At 62.2% G+C, this 18999-nt stretch carries 21 protein-coding genes and 1 pseudogene; 9 read left to right on the top strand and 13 right to left on the bottom strand.

The window, feature by feature from the left end; genetic code table 11:
- Window positions 1-53: 53 nt before the first annotated feature.
- The 3 genes from rsmD to QF039_RS27590 are packed head-to-tail and all read right to left on the bottom strand — an operon-like array spanning window position 54 to window position 3497.
- The gene (gene rsmD / locus QF039_RS27600) at window positions 54-659 is read right to left on the bottom strand and encodes a 16S rRNA (guanine(966)-N(2))-methyltransferase RsmD (RefSeq protein WP_003213788.1); all 606 of its coding nucleotides are present in this window, start codon (window positions 657-659) and stop codon (window positions 54-56) included.
- The gene (locus tag QF039_RS27595) at window positions 659-2149 is read right to left on the bottom strand and encodes a pitrilysin family protein (protein WP_003213787.1); all 1491 of its coding nucleotides are present in this window, start codon (window positions 2147-2149) and stop codon (window positions 659-661) included. Before QF039_RS27595 ends, rsmD begins: the two co-directional genes overlap by 1 nt.
- Window positions 2142-3497, bottom strand: a complete 1356-nt coding sequence (locus QF039_RS27590; RefSeq protein WP_226475463.1) for a pitrilysin family protein — start codon at window positions 3495-3497, stop codon at window positions 2142-2144. The genes QF039_RS27595 and QF039_RS27590 overlap by 8 nt, the downstream gene beginning before the upstream one ends.
- A 232-nt stretch (window positions 3498-3729) precedes the next feature.
- Between QF039_RS27590 and ftsY the strand changes: the two genes are divergently transcribed.
- The 4 genes from ftsY to rpoH all read left to right on the top strand — a co-directional run bounded on the left by ftsY (window position 3730) and on the right by rpoH (window position 7828).
- Window positions 3730-5157 (top strand): signal recognition particle-docking protein FtsY, encoded by a 1428-nt coding sequence (ftsY, locus tag QF039_RS27585; RefSeq protein WP_307521697.1) that lies wholly within the window; start codon window positions 3730-3732, stop codon window positions 5155-5157.
- Window positions 5154-5825 (top strand): cell division ATP-binding protein FtsE, encoded by a 672-nt coding sequence (gene ftsE, locus QF039_RS27580; RefSeq protein WP_003213784.1) that lies wholly within the window; start codon window positions 5154-5156, stop codon window positions 5823-5825. The genes ftsY and ftsE overlap by 4 nt, the downstream gene beginning before the upstream one ends.
- Entirely contained in the window at window positions 5822-6844 is a 1023-nt protein-coding gene (gene ftsX / locus QF039_RS27575; RefSeq protein ID WP_003213783.1) for a permease-like cell division protein FtsX, read from the top strand. Before ftsE ends, ftsX begins: the two co-directional genes overlap by 4 nt.
- A gap of 129 nt (window positions 6845-6973) precedes the next feature.
- A complete protein-coding gene (rpoH, locus tag QF039_RS27570; RefSeq protein WP_003176698.1) occupies window positions 6974-7828 on the top strand; it encodes an RNA polymerase sigma factor RpoH in 855 nt (284 codons plus the stop codon).
- Window positions 7829-7963: 135 nt separating this feature from the next.
- Here the strand turns inward: rpoH and mtgA are convergent, their stop codons facing one another.
- Window positions 7964-8686 (bottom strand): monofunctional biosynthetic peptidoglycan transglycosylase, encoded by a 723-nt coding sequence (gene mtgA / locus QF039_RS27565; RefSeq protein WP_087693250.1) that lies wholly within the window; start codon window positions 8684-8686, stop codon window positions 7964-7966.
- A gap of 74 nt (window positions 8687-8760) precedes the next feature.
- On the opposite strand from mtgA, the gene QF039_RS27560 reads away from it, so the two are divergent.
- From QF039_RS27560 to trmB, 4 genes are all read left to right on the top strand, one after another.
- Window positions 8761-9138 (top strand): DUF423 domain-containing protein, encoded by a 378-nt coding sequence (locus QF039_RS27560; protein WP_003213781.1) that lies wholly within the window; start codon window positions 8761-8763, stop codon window positions 9136-9138.
- 71 nt (window positions 9139-9209) lie between these two features.
- The gene (thiS, locus tag QF039_RS27555) at window positions 9210-9410 is read left to right on the top strand and encodes a sulfur carrier protein ThiS (protein WP_008434168.1); all 201 of its coding nucleotides are present in this window, start codon (window positions 9210-9212) and stop codon (window positions 9408-9410) included.
- Between the two features lie 65 nt (window positions 9411-9475).
- Window positions 9476-10270, top strand: a complete 795-nt coding sequence (locus QF039_RS27550) for a thiazole synthase (protein ID WP_003213779.1) — start codon at window positions 9476-9478, stop codon at window positions 10268-10270.
- A 9-nt stretch (window positions 10271-10279) separates the two neighbouring features.
- Window positions 10280-11005 carry a tRNA (guanosine(46)-N7)-methyltransferase TrmB gene (gene trmB, locus QF039_RS27545; RefSeq protein WP_003213778.1) on the top strand — a complete coding sequence of 242 codons (726 nt, stop codon included), beginning with the start codon at window positions 10280-10282 and terminating at the stop codon, window positions 11003-11005.
- Window positions 11006-11148: 143 nt separating this feature from the next.
- Here trmB and QF039_RS27540 read toward each other — a convergent pair whose 3' ends face one another.
- The 9 genes and pseudogenes from QF039_RS27540 to QF039_RS27500 all read right to left on the bottom strand — a co-directional run bounded on the left by QF039_RS27540 (window position 11149) and on the right by QF039_RS27500 (window position 17889).
- Window positions 11149-11472 carry a DUF3392 domain-containing protein gene (locus tag QF039_RS27540; protein ID WP_003213776.1) on the bottom strand — a complete coding sequence of 108 codons (324 nt, stop codon included), beginning with the start codon at window positions 11470-11472 and terminating at the stop codon, window positions 11149-11151.
- Between the two features lie 19 nt (window positions 11473-11491).
- Window positions 11492-12695: pseudogene (gene hemW / locus QF039_RS27535) on the bottom strand (radical SAM family heme chaperone HemW).
- Window positions 12692-13288 carry an RdgB/HAM1 family non-canonical purine NTP pyrophosphatase gene (gene rdgB / locus QF039_RS27530; RefSeq protein WP_008434161.1) on the bottom strand — a complete coding sequence of 199 codons (597 nt, stop codon included), beginning with the start codon at window positions 13286-13288 and terminating at the stop codon, window positions 12692-12694. Before rdgB ends, hemW begins: the two are co-directional and overlap by 4 nt.
- Window positions 13285-13719: a DUF4426 domain-containing protein gene (locus QF039_RS27525; RefSeq protein WP_177020246.1), complete on the bottom strand. Its 435-nt coding sequence runs from the start codon at window positions 13717-13719 to the stop codon at window positions 13285-13287. Before QF039_RS27525 ends, rdgB begins: the two co-directional genes overlap by 4 nt.
- 21 nt (window positions 13720-13740) lie before the next feature.
- Entirely contained in the window at window positions 13741-14361 is a 621-nt protein-coding gene (gene metW / locus QF039_RS27520) for a methionine biosynthesis protein MetW (protein WP_003213768.1), read from the bottom strand.
- 7 nt (window positions 14362-14368) lie between these two features.
- Complete coding sequence (locus QF039_RS27515; protein WP_008434158.1) at window positions 14369-15508, bottom strand: homoserine O-acetyltransferase; 1140 nt, start codon at window positions 15506-15508, stop codon at window positions 14369-14371.
- Between the two features lie 230 nt (window positions 15509-15738).
- Window positions 15739-16326, bottom strand: a complete 588-nt coding sequence (locus QF039_RS27510) for a YggT family protein (RefSeq protein ID WP_003213764.1) — start codon at window positions 16324-16326, stop codon at window positions 15739-15741.
- Between the two features lie 24 nt (window positions 16327-16350).
- Window positions 16351-17169 (bottom strand): pyrroline-5-carboxylate reductase, encoded by an 819-nt coding sequence (gene proC, locus QF039_RS27505; protein ID WP_008434156.1) that lies wholly within the window; start codon window positions 17167-17169, stop codon window positions 16351-16353.
- Window positions 17170-17202: 33 nt separating this feature from the next.
- Window positions 17203-17889 carry a YggS family pyridoxal phosphate-dependent enzyme gene (locus tag QF039_RS27500; protein WP_307521685.1) on the bottom strand — a complete coding sequence of 229 codons (687 nt, stop codon included), beginning with the start codon at window positions 17887-17889 and terminating at the stop codon, window positions 17203-17205.
- 57 nt (window positions 17890-17946) lie between these two features.
- Between QF039_RS27500 and QF039_RS27495 the strand changes: the two genes are divergently transcribed.
- The gene (locus QF039_RS27495) at window positions 17947-18981 is read left to right on the top strand and encodes a type IV pilus twitching motility protein PilT (protein WP_008434153.1); all 1035 of its coding nucleotides are present in this window, start codon (window positions 17947-17949) and stop codon (window positions 18979-18981) included.
- The last annotated feature ends 18 nt before the right edge of the window (window positions 18982-18999 follow it).

The following is an 18999-nucleotide window of genomic DNA, read 5'->3' as shown; positions in this document are numbered from 1 at the left end:
GTTCCCCTGGTTTCCCGCGTCATCGTTAACGATCTTCGCGAGCAAGCTCGCTCCTACACGGTGCGTTGCCACAACGCGTAATACACCCGCCCGGATTTCTGCTCGCGGTGCAGGCGCCAGGTGCCCGGCAGGCCGAGTGTGGACGGTGCGGTTTCGCTTTCAGTGTAGATCCAGGCATCCGGCGCCAACCACTGACGCTCTTCCAGCAGCGCACATACAGTCGGCAGCAGGTTCTGGTTGAACGGCGGATCAAGAAACACCACGTCAAACTCACGGGCTTCCTGGGTTTCCAGGTAGCGCAACGCATCAGCCGTCTGCACTTGCCCGGTGGTGCAACGCAGGGTGCCCAGGTGTTCCTTGAGGCTGGCGACCGCCACATTGCTGGCATCCAGCGCCTGGCCCAGCGCCGCGCCACGGGACAGCGACTCCAGGAACAACGCGCCGCTACCCGCGAACGGGTCCAGCACCTTGGCCCCGGCGATATACGGCGCGAGCCAGTTGAACAGGGTTTCACGCACGCGGTCTGGCGTCGGGCGCAGGCCCACGACATCGGGGAAGCTCAGCTTACGGCTGCCCCACTCTCCGCCGATGATGCGCAGTTGGCCCACACCGTTGTGAACGTTGTGGACAGGTTTTTTGGGACGGGATGGACGGGCCATTAATGCTCCGGAACCCCGAGCGGTTGCTCGGCGGGTTTATCAGTGGGGGGCGGTAGTGGCTTTTGCGCAATCGTCGGGCCGGCGGTCACGATGACCATCTTGTCGGCACTCAAATGTTTGTTCAAAGCAGCTTTGACCTGGTCAACGGTCAGCGCCTGGGATTGTTTCATGAAATCTTCCAGGTAGCTCAGCGGCAGGTTGTAGAAACCCATGGCGCCCAGCTGCCCGACGATATCGGCGTTGCTCGCGGTGGACAGCGGGAAGCTGCCGGCCAGTTCGCGCTTGGCGTCATCGAGTTCTTTCTGTGTCGGGCCGGTCTTGAGGTAGTCGGCGAGTACGTCCTGCACCAATCGCAGCGTGCCGGCGCTCATTTCGGCGCGGGTTTGCAGGTTGATCATGAACGGGCCGCGTACCTGCATCGGCGAGAAGCCGGAGTATACGCCGTAGGTCAGGCCGCGTTTCTCGCGCACTTCGCTCATCAAACGGGTGCCGAAGCCACCGCCGCCGAGAATCTGGTTACCCAGGGACAGCGCGGCGTAATCCGGGTCGGCACGGTCGATACCCAGTTGCGCCAGCAGCAGGGTTGTCTGCTTGGACGGGAACTCGATGTGCGTGGTGCCAGCCTTGGGCTCGACCGGTTGGGCGATTTTCGCCAGCGCCGGGCCTTTTGGCAGGGACGCGGAAACCTTGGCGGTCATGGCTTCGGCTTCGGCGCGGGTCAGATCGCCGACTACGGAAATCACTGCGTTGCCGGCGGCGTAGGCCTTGGCGTGGAAGTCCTTCAATTGCGCAAGAGTCACCTTCGGCACGCTCTCGGCGTTGCCTTCGCTCGGGTGCGCGTAAGGGTGGTCGCCATAGAGCTGCTTGAACAGTTCGATACTCGCCAGTTTGCCGGGGTTCTGTTTCTGGTACTCGAAGCCCGCCAACAACTGGTTCTTGATCCGCGCCAGGGAGTCTGCCGGGAAGGTCGGCTTGCCGATCACGTCGTCAAACAGTGACAGGGCGGCGTCACGCTTGTCGCTGGCGCTCAGGCTGCGCAGGGAAACCAGCGCCATGTCGCGGTAGGCGCCATTGCTGAAATCGGCACCCAGGCCGTCGAAACCGGCGGCAATCTGGCTGACGTCCTTGCCCGGCACGCCTTCGTTGAGCATTGCGTTGGTCAACAGCGCCAGGCCTGGTGTTGCGCCGTCCTGGCTGCTGCCGGCGGCGAACAGGATGCGCATGTCGAACATCGGCAGTTCATGGGCTTCGACGAACAGCACCTTGGCGCCTTCGGCGGTGGTCCAGGTTTGCACGTCGAGCTTGCGGTTGGTCGGCGCCTTGTCGTCCAGCTCGGCCAGGGATTGCAGCTTGTTGGCGGACTTGGCCTGCTCCAGCGCCTGGCTGGCGACGGATTCGCTGGGGCGCAGCAAGTACACCGCGCAGGCCGCAGCCAAAGTCACCACGATCAGGCCGGGCAGCACCAGGCGGTTGTTTTTACGTTCACTCATGAGCGGTCTCCTCAGGCAAGACATGGGCGACGCTGAGACGTTCGCGGGTGAAATAGGTGCGTGCAGCTTTCTGGATATCTTCGGCGGTGACGCTTTGCAGCTCGGCCAGCTCGGTGTCCATGAGTTTCCAGGACAGGCCCACCGTCTCCAGGGAGCCGATGGCAGTGGCCTGGCTGGTGATCGAGTCGCGCTGGTAAACCACCCCGGCGATGACCTGGGCGCGGATACGCTCCAGTTCTTCAGCGCTCGGTGGCTTGGCCTTCAGCTCATCCAGCAGGCGCCAAAGGCCGGCTTCAGCCTGGGCCACGGTCTTTTTCTTTTGCAGGTTCGGTGTGGCAGTCAGGGTGAACAGGCTGTCACCGCGGGTGTAGGCGTCGTAGCTCGACGAGCCGCCGGACACCAGCTCTTCGCCGCGCTCCAGTTGTGTCGAGATGCGCGCGCTGTAGCCGCCGTCCAGCAGGGCCGAGATCAGGCGCAGGGCGTTGACCGAGCGTTTGTCTTCAGCGGTGGCCAGGCTCGGCACGTTGAAACCAAGGATCACGCTCGGCAGTTTGGTCTGTACATGCAGAGTCAGCAGGCGCTCACCGGGCTCGGCCAGCTCCAGCGGGATTTTCGCCGGGGGGACGTCGCGCTTGGGGATCGGGCCGAAATAGCGCTGGGCCAGGGTTTTGACTTCATCCGGGGTTACGTCGCCCACCACTACCAGGGTGGCGTTGTTCGGCACGTACCAGGATTGGTACCAGTGGCGCAGTTCTTCAACCTTCATGCGGTCCAGGTCGGCCATCCAGCCGATGGTCGGCGTGTGGTAGCCGCTGGCCGGGTAGGCCATGGCCTTGAAGCGCTCGTAGGCCTTGGACATCGGGTTGTCGTCGGTGCGCATCCGGCGCTCTTCCTTGATCACCTCGATCTCGCGGCTGAACTCGTCGGCCGGCAGGCGCAGGCTGGCCATGCGGTCGGCTTCCAGCTCGAAGGCGACGCCCAGGCGGTCACGGGCCAGCACCTGGTAGTAGGCGGTGTAGTCGTCGCTGGTGAAGGCGTTTTCTTCGGCGCCCAGGTCACGCAGGATCAACGAAGCCTCGCCGGGGCCGACTTTGGCGCTGCCCTTGAACATCATGTGTTCCAGGGCGTGGGACAAACCGGTCTGGCCCGGGGTTTCGTAGCTGGAGCCAACCTTGTACCAGACCTGGGAAACCACCACCGGGGCGCGATGGTCTTCGCGCACGACGACCTTGAGGCCGTTGTCCAGGGTGAATTCGTGGGTGGGTTGTGGGTCGGCAGCCAAAGCTGAAAGGGGCAGACAAACTGTGCTGAGCAGCAGGCCTGCGGCGCGGCGGGCTAGAGCATTCATTCGTTTTTAAACCTGTTGGGCTGCCCGCTTGGTCTTAGCGTCGGCGGGCGAGGAGGTGCTAGGATACTGGTCCGACCTAGGGACGGCCACTATGGCTGTCTTGTTAAGGCTCTATTTAGGCCTTACAAAATGTTGCGCATGAACGAGCTGGCTAAAAAACAGTCTGTTACGCATCGAATTTTATTTACCGGCACGCCCCCTGGCGCGTCGCTACCTTGAGATAGCCGTCTCCATGTTTGGTTCCAACGACGACAAGAAGACCCCAGCTGCGGCTGGCGAGAAAAAAGGCCTGTTCGGATGGCTGCGCAAAAAGCCGCAGGAAACCGTCGTCGAACAGCCGCAGGTTCAAGCTGAACCGATCCCCGAATCCATAGTAGAAGCCGAACCGGTTGCCGAAACACCGGCCCCGGTGGTGTTGCCGATGGCCGAGCCGGTGTTGCAGCCGGTGGTTGAGCCAGAACCTGCGCCAGAGCCAGAGCCAGAGCCAGAGCCAGAGCACAAGCCATGGCTGGTGTTGCCGGTGGCAGAAGAGCCTGTAGCACTGGTTGAAGACGAGCTGGCCGAGCATGTGGCGCCGCCGATTCCGGCCCTCGTGGAGCCTGCGCCCGTTGTGGTCCAAGCGCCGCCAGTGGTTGAGGTGCCTGCACCGGTGGTCGCCGAACCTGTTCCGGTCGCGGTCGCCGCGCCAGCAGTCATCGAAGAGCCTGCTGTTCCTGCCGAACCCGGCAAGACCGGTTTCTTCGCCCGCCTCAAGCAAGGCCTGAGCAAGACCAGCGCCAGCATCGGCGAAGGCATGGCCAGCCTGTTCCTCGGCAAAAAGACCATCGATGACGAGCTGCTGGAGGACATCGAAACCCGCCTGCTGACCGCCGACGTGGGCGTCGAAGCCACCGCCGTGATCATCCAGAGCCTGACCCAGAAGGTCGCGCGCAAGCAGCTGACCGACGCCGATGCGCTCTACAAGTCGCTGCAGGCCGAGCTGGCCAACATGCTCAAGCCGGTGGAAGCGCCGCTGATCATCGATACGCAGAAAAAGCCGTTTGTGATCCTGGTGGTTGGCGTCAACGGCGCCGGCAAGACCACCACCATCGGCAAGCTGGCGAAGAAGCTGCAACTGGAAGGCAAGAAAGTCATGCTCGCCGCCGGTGACACCTTCCGTGCCGCCGCCGTGGAGCAATTGCAGGTCTGGGGCGAGCGCAACAAGATCCCGGTCATCGCCCAGCACACCGGCGCCGATTCGGCTTCGGTGATCTTCGATGCGGTGCAGGCCGCCAAAGCGCGCAACATTGATGTGCTGATCGCCGATACCGCCGGTCGCTTGCACACCAAAGACAACCTGATGGAAGAGCTGAAGAAAGTTCGCCGCGTCATCGGCAAGCTCGATGCCGACGCGCCCCACGAGGTGTTGCTGGTGCTGGACGCCGGTACCGGCCAGAACGCCATCAGCCAGGCCAAACAATTCCACCAGACGGTCCAGCTGACCGGCCTGGCATTGACTAAGCTCGACGGCACGGCCAAGGGCGGTGTGATCTTCGCCCTGGCCAAGCAGTTCGGGTTGCCGATTCGTTACATCGGCGTCGGTGAAGGCATCGACGACCTGCGCACTTTTGAAGCCGAACCCTTTGTACAGGCACTGTTTGCCGAGCGGGAGCGTTCATGATTCGTTTCGAACAGGTCGGTAAACGCTACGCCAACGGGCATGTCGGCTTGCATGAGCTGAGTTTCCGGGTGCGTCGCGGCGAATTCTTGTTTGTGACCGGCCATTCGGGTGCCGGTAAAAGTACCTTGTTGCGCCTGCTGCTGGCCATGGAGCGCCCAACCACCGGCAAACTGCTGCTGGCGGGCCAGGACCTGGCAACCATCAGCAACGCACAGATTCCATTCCTGCGTCGCCAGATCGGCGTGGTGTTCCAGAATCACCAGTTGCTGTTCGACCGCACGGTGTTCAACAACATCGCCTTGCCGTTGCAGATTCTCGGTCTGTCCAAGGCCGAAATCGTCAAGCGCGTGGATTCGGCCCTGGAGCGCGTGGCGCTGTCGGACAAGACCGACCTGTACCCAGGCGACCTGTCCACCGGCCAGCAACAGCGCGTCGGCATCGCCCGCGCCATCGTCCATCGCCCGGCCTTGCTGCTGGCGGACGAACCCACCGGTAACCTCGACCCGCGCCTGGCCGCAGAAATCATGGGCGTGTTCGAAGACATCAACCGCCTGGGCACCAGCGTGCTGATCGCCAGTCACGACCTGGCGCTGATCGCCCGCATGCGCCACCGCATGCTGACCCTGCAACGCGGCCGCCTGATCGGTGACGGGGAGGCTGGGGTATGAGTGCAACACGCAGCCCGAAGGTTTCCGAGCGCGTCGCGCCAAAGGCGGCCGACCCGCAGCCACAGAAGAAAAAACGCGACGAAGACGATGGCCCGGATTTCGGCACCCTGGTGCATGCCTGGATCGAAAGCCACCGTGCCAGCCTGGTAGACAGCCTGCGCCGCCTCGGCAAGCAGCCGATCGGCAGCTTTTTTACCTGCCTGGTCATGGCCGTGGCCTTGAGCCTGCCCATGGGCTTGTCATTGCTGCTAAACAATGTCGAGCGCCTTGGCGGTTCGTGGCAGCGGGCGGCGCAGATTTCCCTGTACCTGAACCTGGATGCCAGCGCCCAGGACGGTGAGTCCCTGCGCGACCAGATCAAGGGCATTCCGGGTGTGGCCGAGGCTGAGTACATCAGCCGCGATCAAGCCCTGGAAGAGTTCCAGCAACAGTCCGGCCTGGGCGAGGCGCTCAAGGAGTTGCCGCAAAATCCGCTGCCGGGCGTGGTGCTGGTCACCCCGAACGAGGTCGACAAGACCACCCTGGAAGCCCTGCGACAAAAACTCGCAGAGCTGCCGAAGGTCCAACAGGCACAACTTGATCTAGTCTGGGTAGAGCGGTTGGCCGCGATTCTCAAGCTGGGCGACCGGTTTGTGTTCGGCCTGACGGTGTTGCTGGTGTCTGCATTACTTTTGGTGATAGGCAATACCATTCGTCTTCATATTGAAAACCGCCGCACCGAGATAGAAGTGATTAAACTCGTCGGCGGCACGGACAGCTATGTGCGTCGGCCTTTTCTGTACATGGGCGCGCTTTATGGCTTCGGTGCGGGAATTTTGTCCTGGGGCGTACTGGCTTTTGGCCTGAACTGGCTGAACGACGCGGTGGTGGGGCTTGCCGGTTTGTACGGCAGCGATTTTGCCCTGGCCGGCGTGCCGGCAGCCGATGGTCTGTCATTGTTGCTTGGGGCAGTGCTCTTGGGGTATATCGGTGCTTGGATTGCGGTCGCACGGCATTTACGTGAGCTGGCACCGAAGTAGTTAATGTCAGGGTAATGTGGTTTCGTTTGTATTGACCGTATCAGTGGTTTAGGGAACTTGTCCTACGGTTCCCGGTCAATTTTCGCAGTGCTGAACTGCACGAGTTATGTGAGTCGGAGGTTTTTTCGTATGACCACTTCTTTGCAACCTGCTTATGCTCTGGTCCCGGGTGCGAACCTGGAGGCCTATGTGCACACGGTCAACAGCATTCCATTGCTGACGCCCGAGCAGGAGCGTGAACTGGCCGAGAGTCTCTACTATGAGCAGGATTTGGGGGCGGCTCGGCAGATGGTGCTCGCCCACCTGCGTTTTGTCGTACATATCGCCCGTAGCTATAGCGGCTACGGCCTGGCCCAGGCTGACCTGATTCAGGAAGGCAACGTTGGCCTGATGAAAGCTGTGAAGCGCTTCAACCCGGAAATGGGTGTGCGCCTGGTGTCGTTTGCTGTGCACTGGATCAAGGCGGAAATTCACGAATTCATCCTGCGCAACTGGCGCATCGTGAAAGTCGCGACCACCAAGGCCCAGCGCAAACTGTTCTTCAACCTGCGCAGCCAGAAGAAACGCCTGGCGTGGCTGAACAACGAAGAAGTGCATCGCGTGGCCGAAAGCCTCGGCGTAGAGCCACGTGAAGTGCGCGAGATGGAAAGTCGCCTGACCGGCCATGACATGGCCTTCGACCCGGCCGCCGAAGCGGACGACGACAGTGCCTTCCAATCGCCGGCCAACTACCTGGAAGACCACCGGTACGACCCGGCGCGTCAGCTGGAAGATGCCGACTGGAGCGACAACTCCAATCACAACCTGCACGAAGCGCTGGAAGTGCTGGACGACCGCAGCCGTGACATTCTCTACCAGCGCTGGTTGGCAGAAGAAAAAGCCACGCTGCACGACCTGGCGCAGAAGTACAACGTGTCGGCCGAGCGGATTCGTCAGCTCGAGAAGAGTGCGATGAACAAGCTGAAACTGTCGATCGCCGCCTGACACAGGTAGCTAGGACAGCGCGATCGAAATGTGGGAGCGGGCTTGCTCGCGAAAGCGGTGGATCAGTCACCTAAGGTATTGACTGGCACACCGCTTTCGCGAGCAAGCCCGCTCCCACTTTTGTTTTGTGGTGGGTCAGTCAGCCCAAGGCGCCTTGCGCGAGTTGTTCAGCTCATTCAAATAGCTGTCGCCACCCAACTGACTCATCTGCTGCCGAATCCACGCCGCCCGTCGCGCGACATACGACGTTGGATGGCTGGCACTCCACACCCGCGGATTAGGCAACACCGCCGCCAGGTAGCTGGCCTGCTGGCGGGTCAGCGCCTTGGCGCTCACGCCAAAGTGATGCCGCGCCGCCGCTTCGGCGCCGAACACGCCTTCATCCCATTCCACGCTGTTGAGGTACACCTCAAGAATTCGCTGCTTGGGCCAGAGAATTTCGATCAGCCCGGTAAACCAGGCTTCCAGCCCCTTGCGGAAATAGCTGCGGCCGGTCCACAGGAACAGATTCTTCGACACCTGCTGGCTCAAGGTGCTGGCGCCACGAATCGAACCGCCGCGCTCGTTATGCTGCAATGCCGCCTGGATCGCGCCGAAATCAAAACCCCAATGTTGCGGGAAGCGCTGGTCTTCGCCGGCCATCACCGCCACTTTCAGTTCGTCGGAGATCTGATCCCACGGCACCCACGTGCGCTGTACGTCAATCGGCTCGCCGTCGACCCAGGACTCGACCTTGCGCTCAACCATCAGCGCAGTGCCCGGTGGTGGCACGAAACGGAACAGCAGCACCAGCAGCACGCTGCCGATGGCAAACCACTTGAGGGCTTTGAGAAAACGCTTGAAGAGGAGACGCAGCATAGAGATGGCTTGGCCGAACCCGTTGAGCGGGCCATTATACAGACCCTGCCCCCTGAGTCTGACTGGAGTTCCTCATGTTGCGTGGCTTTCTGATGCTGGCTGCCTTTTTCGGTTTCACCGGCGTCGCCCTGGGTGCGTTTGCCGCCCACGGCCTGAAAAACCGCCTGAGCGCCGAGTACCTGGCGATTTTCCACACCGGCGTGACCTACCAGTTGGTGCACACCCTGGCGCTGTTCGGCGTGGCACTGCTGGCGGCGCACATCCCGGGCAGGCTGGTGACGTGGGCGGGGGTGTCCTTTGCCGTGGGCATCCTGCTGTTCTCCGGCAGCCTGTATGTGCTGACCATGACCGGCATCAGCAAGCTCGGCATCATCACCCCGTTTGGTGGCCTGGCGTTCCTGCTGGGCTGGTTCTTCCTCGGTTTGGCGGCGTGGCGTCTACAGGCTGCCTGACCAAGGGGCTTGGGCCAGCAACGTCAATCACGCTAGAATGCTGGCCCCTAAAAACGATGGCGGCCCGTGGCATGCGCATTCAGTTGAACGGCGAACCCTTTGAACTGCCCGACGGTGAAACCGTTGCGGCCCTGCTGACCCGTCTGGACTTGACCGGACGCCGCGTCGCAGTGGAGCTCAACCAGGATATCGTCCCGCGTAGCCAGCACGTCGAGACCGCGCTCACCGAGGGTGACCAGGTCGAAGTGGTCCACGCCATCGGCGGCGGCTAGCCGTCCGGCGCTCCAGGGCGCCAACCCGCATTCTGCAGAACCTCACCCCAACTCGAGGATTTCCCATGAGCATCGTTCGTAGCGACAAGCCTTTCGTCCTGGCCGGTCGTACCTTCCAGTCGCGTCTGCTGGTCGGCACCGGCAAGTACCGCGACATGGAAGAAACCCGCCTGGCCATCGAAGCCTCGGGCGCCGAGATCGTTACCTTCGCCGTACGCCGCACCAACCTCGGCCAGATCGAGGGCGAGCCGAACCTGCTCGAAGTGCTGTCGCCGGATCGCTACACCTTCCTGCCGAACACCGCCGGTTGCTACGACGCCATCGAAGCCGTGCGCACCTGCCGCCTGGCCCGTGAGCTGCTCGACGGCCACAACCTGGTGAAGCTGGAAGTGCTGGCCGACCAGAAAACCCTGTTCCCCAACGTGATCGAAACCCTCAAGGCCGCCGAAACCCTGGTCAAGGAAGGCTTCGACGTGATGGTCTACACCAGTGATGACCCGATCATTGCCCGTCAATTGGCGGAAATCGGCTGCATCGCGGTGATGCCGCTGGCCGGCCTGATCGGTTCCGGCCTGGGCATCTGCAATCCGTACAACCTGCAGATCATCCTCGAGGAAGCCAGGATCCCGGTGCTGGTGGATGCGGGCGTGGGCACTGCCTCCGACGCCACCATCGCCATGGAACTGGGTTGCGATGCGGTGCTGATGAACTCGGCCATCGCCCATGCCCAGCAGCCGATCATGATGGCCGAAGCCATGCAACACGCAATCGTCGCCGGCCGCCTGGCGTACCTCGCCGGGCGCATGCCGAAAAAACTTTACGCCAGCGCCTCCTCGCCGCTGGATGGTCTGATCAAGTAAGAGCCATTGATGACTGAATCAAACGAAACGCCGAACACCCTGGAAGAAGGCGACGAGTCCAAGCACCGCCGCATCAAGAGTTTTGTGATGCGCGCCGGTCGCATGACCGAGGGCCAGCAAAAGGGCCTGGAGCAGGGCACGCCGCTGTTCGTCCTGCCGCTGGCAGACGCGCCGGTGGATTACGACCAGGTGTTTGGCCGCTCGGCACCACGCTCCCTGGAGATTGGCTTCGGCATGGGCCATTCCCTGCTGGAAATGGCCGCGGCTTCGCCGGAGCAGGATTTTATCGGGGTTGAAGTACACCGTCCGGGTGTTGGCGCGCTGCTGAACGGCGTGCTGACTCAGGGCCTGACCAACCTGCGGGTCTACGACTGCGACGCGATCGAAGTGCTCAACCGCTGCATCGCCGACAACAGCCTCGACCGGCTGATGCTGTTCTTCCCGGACCCTTGGCACAAGAGCCGCCACCACAAGCGCCGCATCGTCCAGGCTTCCTTCGCGGAACTGGTGCGCAGCAAGCTGAAAGTGGGCGGCATCCTGCACATGGCCACCGACTGGGAACCGTATGCCGAGTACATGCTGGAAGTAATGAACGTCGCCCCTGGCTACCGCAACCTGGCGGAAGACGGCAAATGCGTCCCGCGCCCGGCCGAGCGGCCGATCACCAAGTTCGAACGTCGCGGCGAGCGACTCGGGCATGGGGTTTGGGATTTGAAGTTCGAGAAAGTGGACTGATAAGTCCCAGGCTTGAAATGCAGTAAAAAATGTGGGAGCGGGCTTGCTCGCGAATGCGGTAGATCAGTCGACATTTACGCTGACTGACACACCGCATTCGCGAGCAAGCCCGCTCCCACATTTGTTTTGTGCCGCGCTTAAGGTCAGCGGCGATCCGCCACCACCCCGATCAGCACCAGCACCACCAACAACACCGGCGCCAGGCTGTAGTTGTTGAACTGGCTCAACCCGCGAACAATCCACGGCGTGGCATAGATCAGCGCAGCGCCGCTGCCGATCATGCACACCAGCGCCATCAGCGGCACGCGCAGCGCACCTGCGATGCTGCCCAGCCGTGCTTCGACCCAGCCCTTGATGTCGGCGCCAAACAGCACCAGCAGGCAGCCTACCAACGCCAGGGAGATTTCCGACAGGTTGCTACGGCTCCAGCGGGATACGGTGGCGAGCAGGTCGAGTACCAGATCCATTTGATTTCCTTAAGAGCAATCAGCTCAAAAACTTCTGCAGCAGGTCATTGAGAAAGAGTTGCCCGCGGTCGGTGGCCGCCAAGCGTGACGGTTCGACCTGCATCAGGCCACTTTGTTCTGCCTCGCGGCGAGCTTCATCGAGGCTGGCCAGTTCGAGGCCGGTACGCTCGGCGTAAAGCCTGGCTTCGACGCCGTCGGTGAGGCGCAGGGCGTTCATCAGGAACTCGAACGGTAACTCTTCGTTGGTCAGTTCTTTCGCGCCGGCCTGGTAGTTTTTCGCCGGGTTGAGGTAGTCCTTCGGTGCCCGGGTTTTCCAGGTGCGCACGATGCGCCCATCCGGATGGCTGAGCTTGCCGTGGGCGCCCGGCACCGATGCCGATAAAATCGCCAAAGCTCCAGTAGTTCAGGTTATGCCGCGCCGGCCGGCCCGGTTGGGCGTAGGCCGAGACTTCGTACTGGGCGTAACCGTGTTCGGCGAGCAACGCCTGGCCGGCTTCCTGAATGTCCCACAGGGTGTCGTCTTCCGGCAGCACGGGCGGCTGGTTCCAGAACACGGTGTTGGGTTCCAGGGTCAGTTGATACCAGGACAGATGCGTGGGCTTGAGGGCAATGGCCTGGCGCAGGTCGCCCAGGGCGTCCTCCAGGGACTGATCGGGCAAACCGTGCATCAAGTCCAGGTTGAAGTTGTCGAACCCGGCCTGGCGCGCCATGCCGGCGGCACGCACGGCTTCGTCACCGTTGTGGATGCGGCCCAGGGCTTCGAGTTTTTCCTGCTGGAAACTCTGGATGCCAATCGACAGCCGATTGATCCCCAGCTTGCGGTACGCCACGAACTTCTCTTGCTCGAAGGTACCGGGGTTGGCTTCCAGGGTGATCTCGATATCGCCGGCAAACGGGATGCGCGCTTCCACGCCCTTGAGCAACCGGCCCAGGGCAACGGCGCTGAACAGGCTTGGGGTGCCGCCGCCGAAAAAGATCGAACTCAGCTCACGGCCGTACACCGCGTGCAGGTCCTGATCGAGGTCGGCCAGCAACGCGTCGACGTACTCTTCCTCCGGCAGCACCTTGCTGGCGGTGTGGGAGTTGAAGTCGCAATAGGGGCATTTGCGCACGCACCACGGGATGTGGATATACAGCGCCAGGGGCGGCAGGTGAGGCAGGGCCGCCCGAGGTGTTTGCGCGCCACCGAGAATCAGTGGCTGCGCGGAGGTGTTCTGGGTCATTTCAGGCCCAGGCGCTGGCGCAGCAAATCCATTGCGCGGGCGCGGTGGCTGATCTGGTTCTTGTCGGCCGGGCTCAATTCGGCGCTGGAGACATTGCGCTCCGGCACCCAGAACAACGGGTCATAACCGAAACCGTGCTCGCCGCTGGCCGCGTGCAGGATGCGCCCGTGCCACAGGCCTTCACAGAGGATCGGTAATGGATCATCAGCGTGACGCACCAGGGCCAGCACGCAGACGAACTGTGCGCCGCGCATCGCGTCGGGCACGTCCTTGAGGGCGTCGAGCAGCTTGGCGTTGTTGGCCGCGTCGCCTTTACCGTCGGCGTAACGTGCCGAGTAGATGCCAGGCGCGCCGCCCAGGAAGTCCACGGCCAGGCCCGAATCGTCAGCCAGTGCCGGCAGGCCGGAAATACGCGCGGCGTTGCGGGCCTTGAGGATGGCGTTCTCGACAAACGACAGGCCGGTCTCTTCCGGCTCTACCTGGCTGAACTCGCCAATCGAGCGCAGTTGCACCGAGTCGCCGAGCATGGCCTGGAGTTCTTTGAGCTTGCCGGCGTTATGGCTGGCCAGTACGAGTTGTGTGAGGTTCATCATTGCGCCGGAAACAGTTCCTGGTTGAATTGGAAGCTATGGGCTTTGCCGCCGGTTTCAACATTGATGGTAAACGTCTTGTATTCCCGCTGTGTCACAGAGTATGGCGCGAGGTAATTAATCCCGCCTTTCTCGTCGATTTGCTTGAACGTCAGGATCTCGCTCTTGCCGCCCAGGTCCTTGATAGTGCCTGTCACTTGCGCGGCCACCGGGGTTACGCCCTTGATCACGGTCACGTTGATCAAGCCCTTCTCCTTGCTGCGCACCACGCCAACTTTCTGGGCGGTTTCCGGCTGCAGGAAGCTGGAGGTGAAGGTGTTGTAATGAACGGTGATATCGCCGAATTCTTTCTGGCGATTACCGTCGATAACATCCGCCGCCATAGCGCTGACGCTCAGGCACGCGGTGAGTAGAAAAACAGCCAGGCGACTCATGATCGTCCTCCTTGAAAATGGTTAGACGGCAATCTGGTGGTCCGTCAGGCCCGGGCTGCTGACCCGGTAGATCCCGATCTCACCCAGCAGGTTGGGCCATAGCTTACTCGCCCAGCCGTGACGATGCTGTTGATCGACGGCAAGGCGGTTGATGACTTTGGCTTCGCGCTCGCCACACAGCGCTTCGAAGTCTTCAAAGGTGCAGAAGTGGATGTTGGGCGTGTTGTACCAGGTGTACGGCAGGAAGTCCGACACCGGCATGCGGCCCTTGGTGGCCAGGTACCAGCGGCAACGCCAGTGGCCGAAATTGGGGAAGGTGATAATGCACTGGCGGCCGACGCGCAACATTTCGTCGAGGATCCGGTCCGGGTAGTGCACAGCTTGCAGCGCCTGGGTCATGACCACGATGTCGAAGCTGTTGCTGGCAAAGTTGCCGAGGCCCTTGTCCAGGTCCTGCTCGATCACGTTGATGCCCTTGGCCACGCACTGGGCGATGTTGTCCGGGTCGTTTTCCAGGCCATAGCCGGTGACTTGCTTGTTGTCGCGCAGCCAGCTCAGCAGTTCTCCATCGCCGCAACCCAAGTCGAGCACGCGGCTGCCGGCGGGGATCCAGTCTTGGATGATTTCCAGGTCGGCTCTCATGGCGTTCTCACAGTGCTATTCGGTTCATGTAATTGCTAAAGGCCTGCAAGTAACGCGGGATCGGGATCAGGAAGGCGTCGTGGCCTTGCGGTGCGTCAATCTCCAGGTAGCAGACGTCTTTCTTGGCGGCCATCAGCGCATCCACCAATTCCCGCGAGCGGGCCGGGGAGAAGCGCCAGTCGGTGGTGAACGACATCACGCAGAACTTGGCGGTGGCCGCCTCGAAGGTGCGCGCCAGGTCATCGTCGAAATTCGCCGCCGGGTCGAAGTAGTCCAGGGCCTTGGTCATCAGCAGGTAGGTGTTGGCGTCGAAACGCCCGGAAAACTCCTCGCCCTGATAACGCAGGTAGCTCTCGACCTGGAATTCGACGCTGTGGAAGTCGTAGTTGAGCTTTTCGCTCTTGAGGCCACGGCCGAATTTCTCGCCCATGGAGTCATCCGACAGGTAGGTGATGTGCCCGACCATGCGCGCGAGCATCAGCCCGCGCTTGGGGATCACGCCCGCTTCCTGGAACGAACCGCCGTGGAACTCAGGGTCGGTCAGGATCGCCTGGCGCGCCACTTCGTTGAAGGCGATGTTCTGCGCCGACAGCTTGGGGGCCGAGGCGATGGCCAGGCAATGGCGCACGCGGTCCGGGTAGGTGATGGTCCATTGCAGGGCCTGCATGCCGCCCAGGCTGCCGCCGATCACGGCGGCCCATTGGGCGATGCCCAGAACGTCGGCCAGGCGCGCCTGGCTGTGCACCCAGTCTTCCACGGTCAGCACCGGGAAATCGGCGCCAAACGGCTTGCCGGTTTCCGGGTTGAGGCTGCTGGGGCCGGTGGAGCCGTTGCAGCCGCCGAGGTTGTTCAGGCTGACCACGAAGAACTTGTTGGTGTCGATGGGCTTGCCGGGGCCGATGCAGCTGTCCCACCAGCCGGGCTTGCGCTCGTCCATGCTGTGGAAACCCGCAGCGTGGTGGTGGCCGGACAGGGCGTGGCAGATCAGCACGGCATTGCTGGCCGTGGCGTTCAGTTGGCCGTAGGTTTCATAGATCAGGTCGTAGGCGGGCAGCGAACGGCCGCAGGCCAGGGCCAGCGGTTCGCTGAAGTGCGCCACTTGGGGCACGACCAGTCCAACAGAATCGGGGGGGAAGGCAGTTGGCATCGACCCTGCTCTCGTTTAAATGAGGCGTAAGTCTAAAGACCGCTGCACCCAGCGGCAAGCAAAGGCCTGCGGCTGGTGTTTTTAAGGCTTTTTGTGGCGAGGGAGCTTGCTCCCGCTGGAGCGCGAAGCGGTCCCGGTCCGGCTGCCGCGATTTTGCAGATGCAACGCGGTCGGCCGTTTTGGGGCTGCTGCGCAGCCCAGCGGGAGCAAGCTCCCTCGCCACATTGTTGTCAGATCAGACCGAACAGTTCTTTGGGCATGAATGCGTAGAACGCCAAACGTGGAATCACCCAGCTTTGCAGCAGCTGAATCGCGATAAACGCGAAGATCGGCGAGATATCCAGCCCACCCAGGTTAGGTACCAGGCGACGGAACGGTGCCAGCACCGGCTCAGTGATCTGTGCCACCAGCTCGGCACCCGGGCTGCGGCTGCCCGGAGCGACCCAGGACAGGATCACGCTGATGATCATCGACCAGAAAATGATCTTCAGGAACAGCGAGAAGATCCCGATCAAGGCCCACGGCAGCAACAGCAGCGTGGTGGCCTGATAGCCATTGAGCAGCAGGATGACTGCGAACAGCAGGATCTGCAGCAGCAGCGCCAATACCAGCGACGACATGTCCAGGCCGAACAGGCTCGGGATCACCCGGCGCAGAGGCTTGAGCAGTGGCTGCGTGGCCTTTACCACGAACTGGCACAGCGGGTTGTAGAAGTTCGCCCGCACCAGTTGCAGGATAAAACGCATCAGCACGATCAGCAGGTACAGGCTGCCCAGGGTCTGGATGATGAAAATGGCAGCGTCATTGATTCCGAGCATGTTTGATTCCTATGTGGGGGACGACTATTTGCCCAGCTGCTCGGCCATTTCGGCCGAACGATGTGCTGCGGCACCCAGTGCTTTTTCCACCAGGGCTTCAAAGCCCCCGGCCTGGAACGATTCGATTGCCGCCTGGGTCGTGCCGCCGGGCGAGGTCACGCGACGGCGCAACTCGGCCGCGTCGACATCGCTGGTCACGGCCATCTGCGCGGCGCCCAGTGCGGTCTGCTCGGCCAGTTGCTCGGCGACTTCCTGCGGCAGGCCGAGTTTCACGCCAGCGGCGGTCATGGCCTCGATCAGCAGGAAGAAATACGCCGGGCCACTGCCGGAGACGGCGGTGACGGCGTCCAGTTGCTGTTCTTGTTCCAGCCACACGGCGAGACCTACGGCGGACAGCAGCTCTTGTGCCTGGTCGCGCTGTTGGGCAGTGACTTCGGATGTGGCGTACAAGCCGCTCACGCCCTTGCGCAGCAGCGCCGGGGTGTTGGGCATGCAACGCACAATCGGCTGGGCGCCGAGCCAGTGGGTCATGCTGGCGCAAGTGATGCCGGCGGCGATGGACACCACCAGTTGATGGGGCTTGAGGCTTGGGCGCAGGCTTTCGCACACGGCTTTCATGGCTTGTGGCTTGACCGCCAGCACTACCACGTCCACGCCTTCAATCGCTTCTGCGTTGTCGGCGAAGGTGTCGATGCCGTGCTCGGCGCTGACGCGGGAGCGGGTGTCGGCGCCCGGGTCGCTGGCGCGAATCTGTTGTGCTTCCAGGCCCTTGGCCCGCAGGCCGCCGATCAGGCTGGCCGCCATGTTGCCGGCGCCGATAAAGGCAATACGCGTGTTGCTCATGACAGGTCCTTACTCAGATGGAAGTCAGCCATTTCACGGCTGGCCATAGTCGCGGGCACCAAACAGGGCGGTACCGATCCGCACCCAGGTGGCCCCTTGGGCGATGGCCGACTCAAGGTCATGGCTCATGCCCATGGAAAGTGTGTCGAGCCCCAGGTCGAGGCTCGCTTGCAGGTCGCGCACGGTGGCGAAGACTGCGTCTTGCTCTGCACGGTCGTCGGTCGGCTCGGGAATCGCCATCAGGCCGCGCAGCTTCAGGCGCGGCAGGGCGCTGATGGCTTCGGCCAGGGCGGGCAGGTCGGCGGGTGTACAGCCGGACTTGCTGGCTTCGCCACTGACGTTGACCTGGATGCAGATATTCAGCGGCGGCAGGTCAGCCGGGCGTTGTTCGGACAGGCGTTGTGCGATTTTCAGGCGGTCCACGGAATGCACCCAGGCGAAGTTCTCGGCGATCGCACGAGTCTTGTTCGATTGAATGGGGCCGATGAAGTGCCAACTCAAGGGCAGGTCGGTTAATTCGGCCTGTTTGCCCAGGGCTTCCTGCAGATAGTTCTCGCCAAAGTCACGCATCCCGGCGGCATAGGCTTCGCGCACGGCCTGTGCGGGTTTGGTCTTGCTCACGGCCAGCAGGTGCACGCTGCCTGCGTCGCGCTGCGCGGCCTCGGCGGCTGCCCGGATCCGCTCGGAAACCAGGCCGATGTTGTCTGCTATGGTCGACATTCAAGTTGCGCCCGTGGATATGGAGTCCGCGGCATTCTACTGGAAATGGAAAGCCCTATGGATATCACTGAACTGCTGGCCGCCGGCGTACGCCTGCGGGCCTCCGACCTGCATCTGTCGGCGGGGTTGGCGCCGATGCTGCGAGTGGATGGCGAGGTCTGGCCACTCGATTGGCCTGTACTTGCGCCGGTGCAAGTGGCGGCGTTGCTCAGCCCTTTGCTGAACAATCACCAGCAAAAGGATTTCGAAACATCTCTTGAAACGGATTTTGCCTTCGAGTTGCCCGAGGTGGCGCGGTTTCGGGTGAATGTGTTCCAGCAGCACCGGGGCATGGGCGCGGTGTTTCGTACCATCCCCTCAACGGTGCAGAGCCTGGAACACCTGGGGTTGGGCGAGGTGTTCCGGCGCATCGCAGACCTGCCACGGGGGCTGGTACTGGTCACCGGGCCGACCGGTTCCGGCAAGTCCACCACCCTGGCAGCGATGATCGATTACCTCAACACCCATCGCCGTCAGCACATCCTCACCCTTGAAGACCCTATCGAATTTATCCATCAGCCGAAAAACGCCCTTATCAACCAGCGGCAGGTGCATCGCGACACCCACAGCTTCTCGGCCGCCCTGCGTTCGGCATTGCGGGAGGACCCGGATGTGATCCTGGTTGGCGAATTGCGGGACCTGGAAACCATTCGGCTCGCGCTGACGGCGGCGGAAACCGGGCATCTGGTGTTCGGCACGCTGCACACCACGTCGGCGGCTAAAACCGTGGACCGGGTGGTGGATGTGTTTCCGGCGGGGGAAAAGACCATGGTCCGCTCGATGCTCTCGGAGTCATTGCAGGCGGTGGTGTCCCAGGTGCTGGTGAAGAAGGTCGGCGGCGGGCGGGTGGCGGCTCACGAAATCATGCTCGGCACACCGGCGATTCGTAATTTGATCCGCGAGGACAAGGTGGCGCAGATGTATTCGGCGATTCAGACCGGCGGGGCGTTGGGGATGACGACGCTGGACATGAGTTTGAAGGCGTTGGTCAGCCAGGGGCTGATCAGCCGGGAACATGCCCGGGAGAAGGCGAGGGTGCCTGGGGATATTTAAGATCATGATCGTTCCCAC

This window comes from Pseudomonas sp. W2I6, assembly GCF_030815935.1.
Taxonomy (GTDB): Bacteria; Pseudomonadota; Gammaproteobacteria; order Pseudomonadales; family Pseudomonadaceae; genus Aquipseudomonas.
The sequence above is the reverse complement of the archived record's forward strand: the minus strand, read 5'-3'. Positions and strand labels throughout refer to the sequence as shown.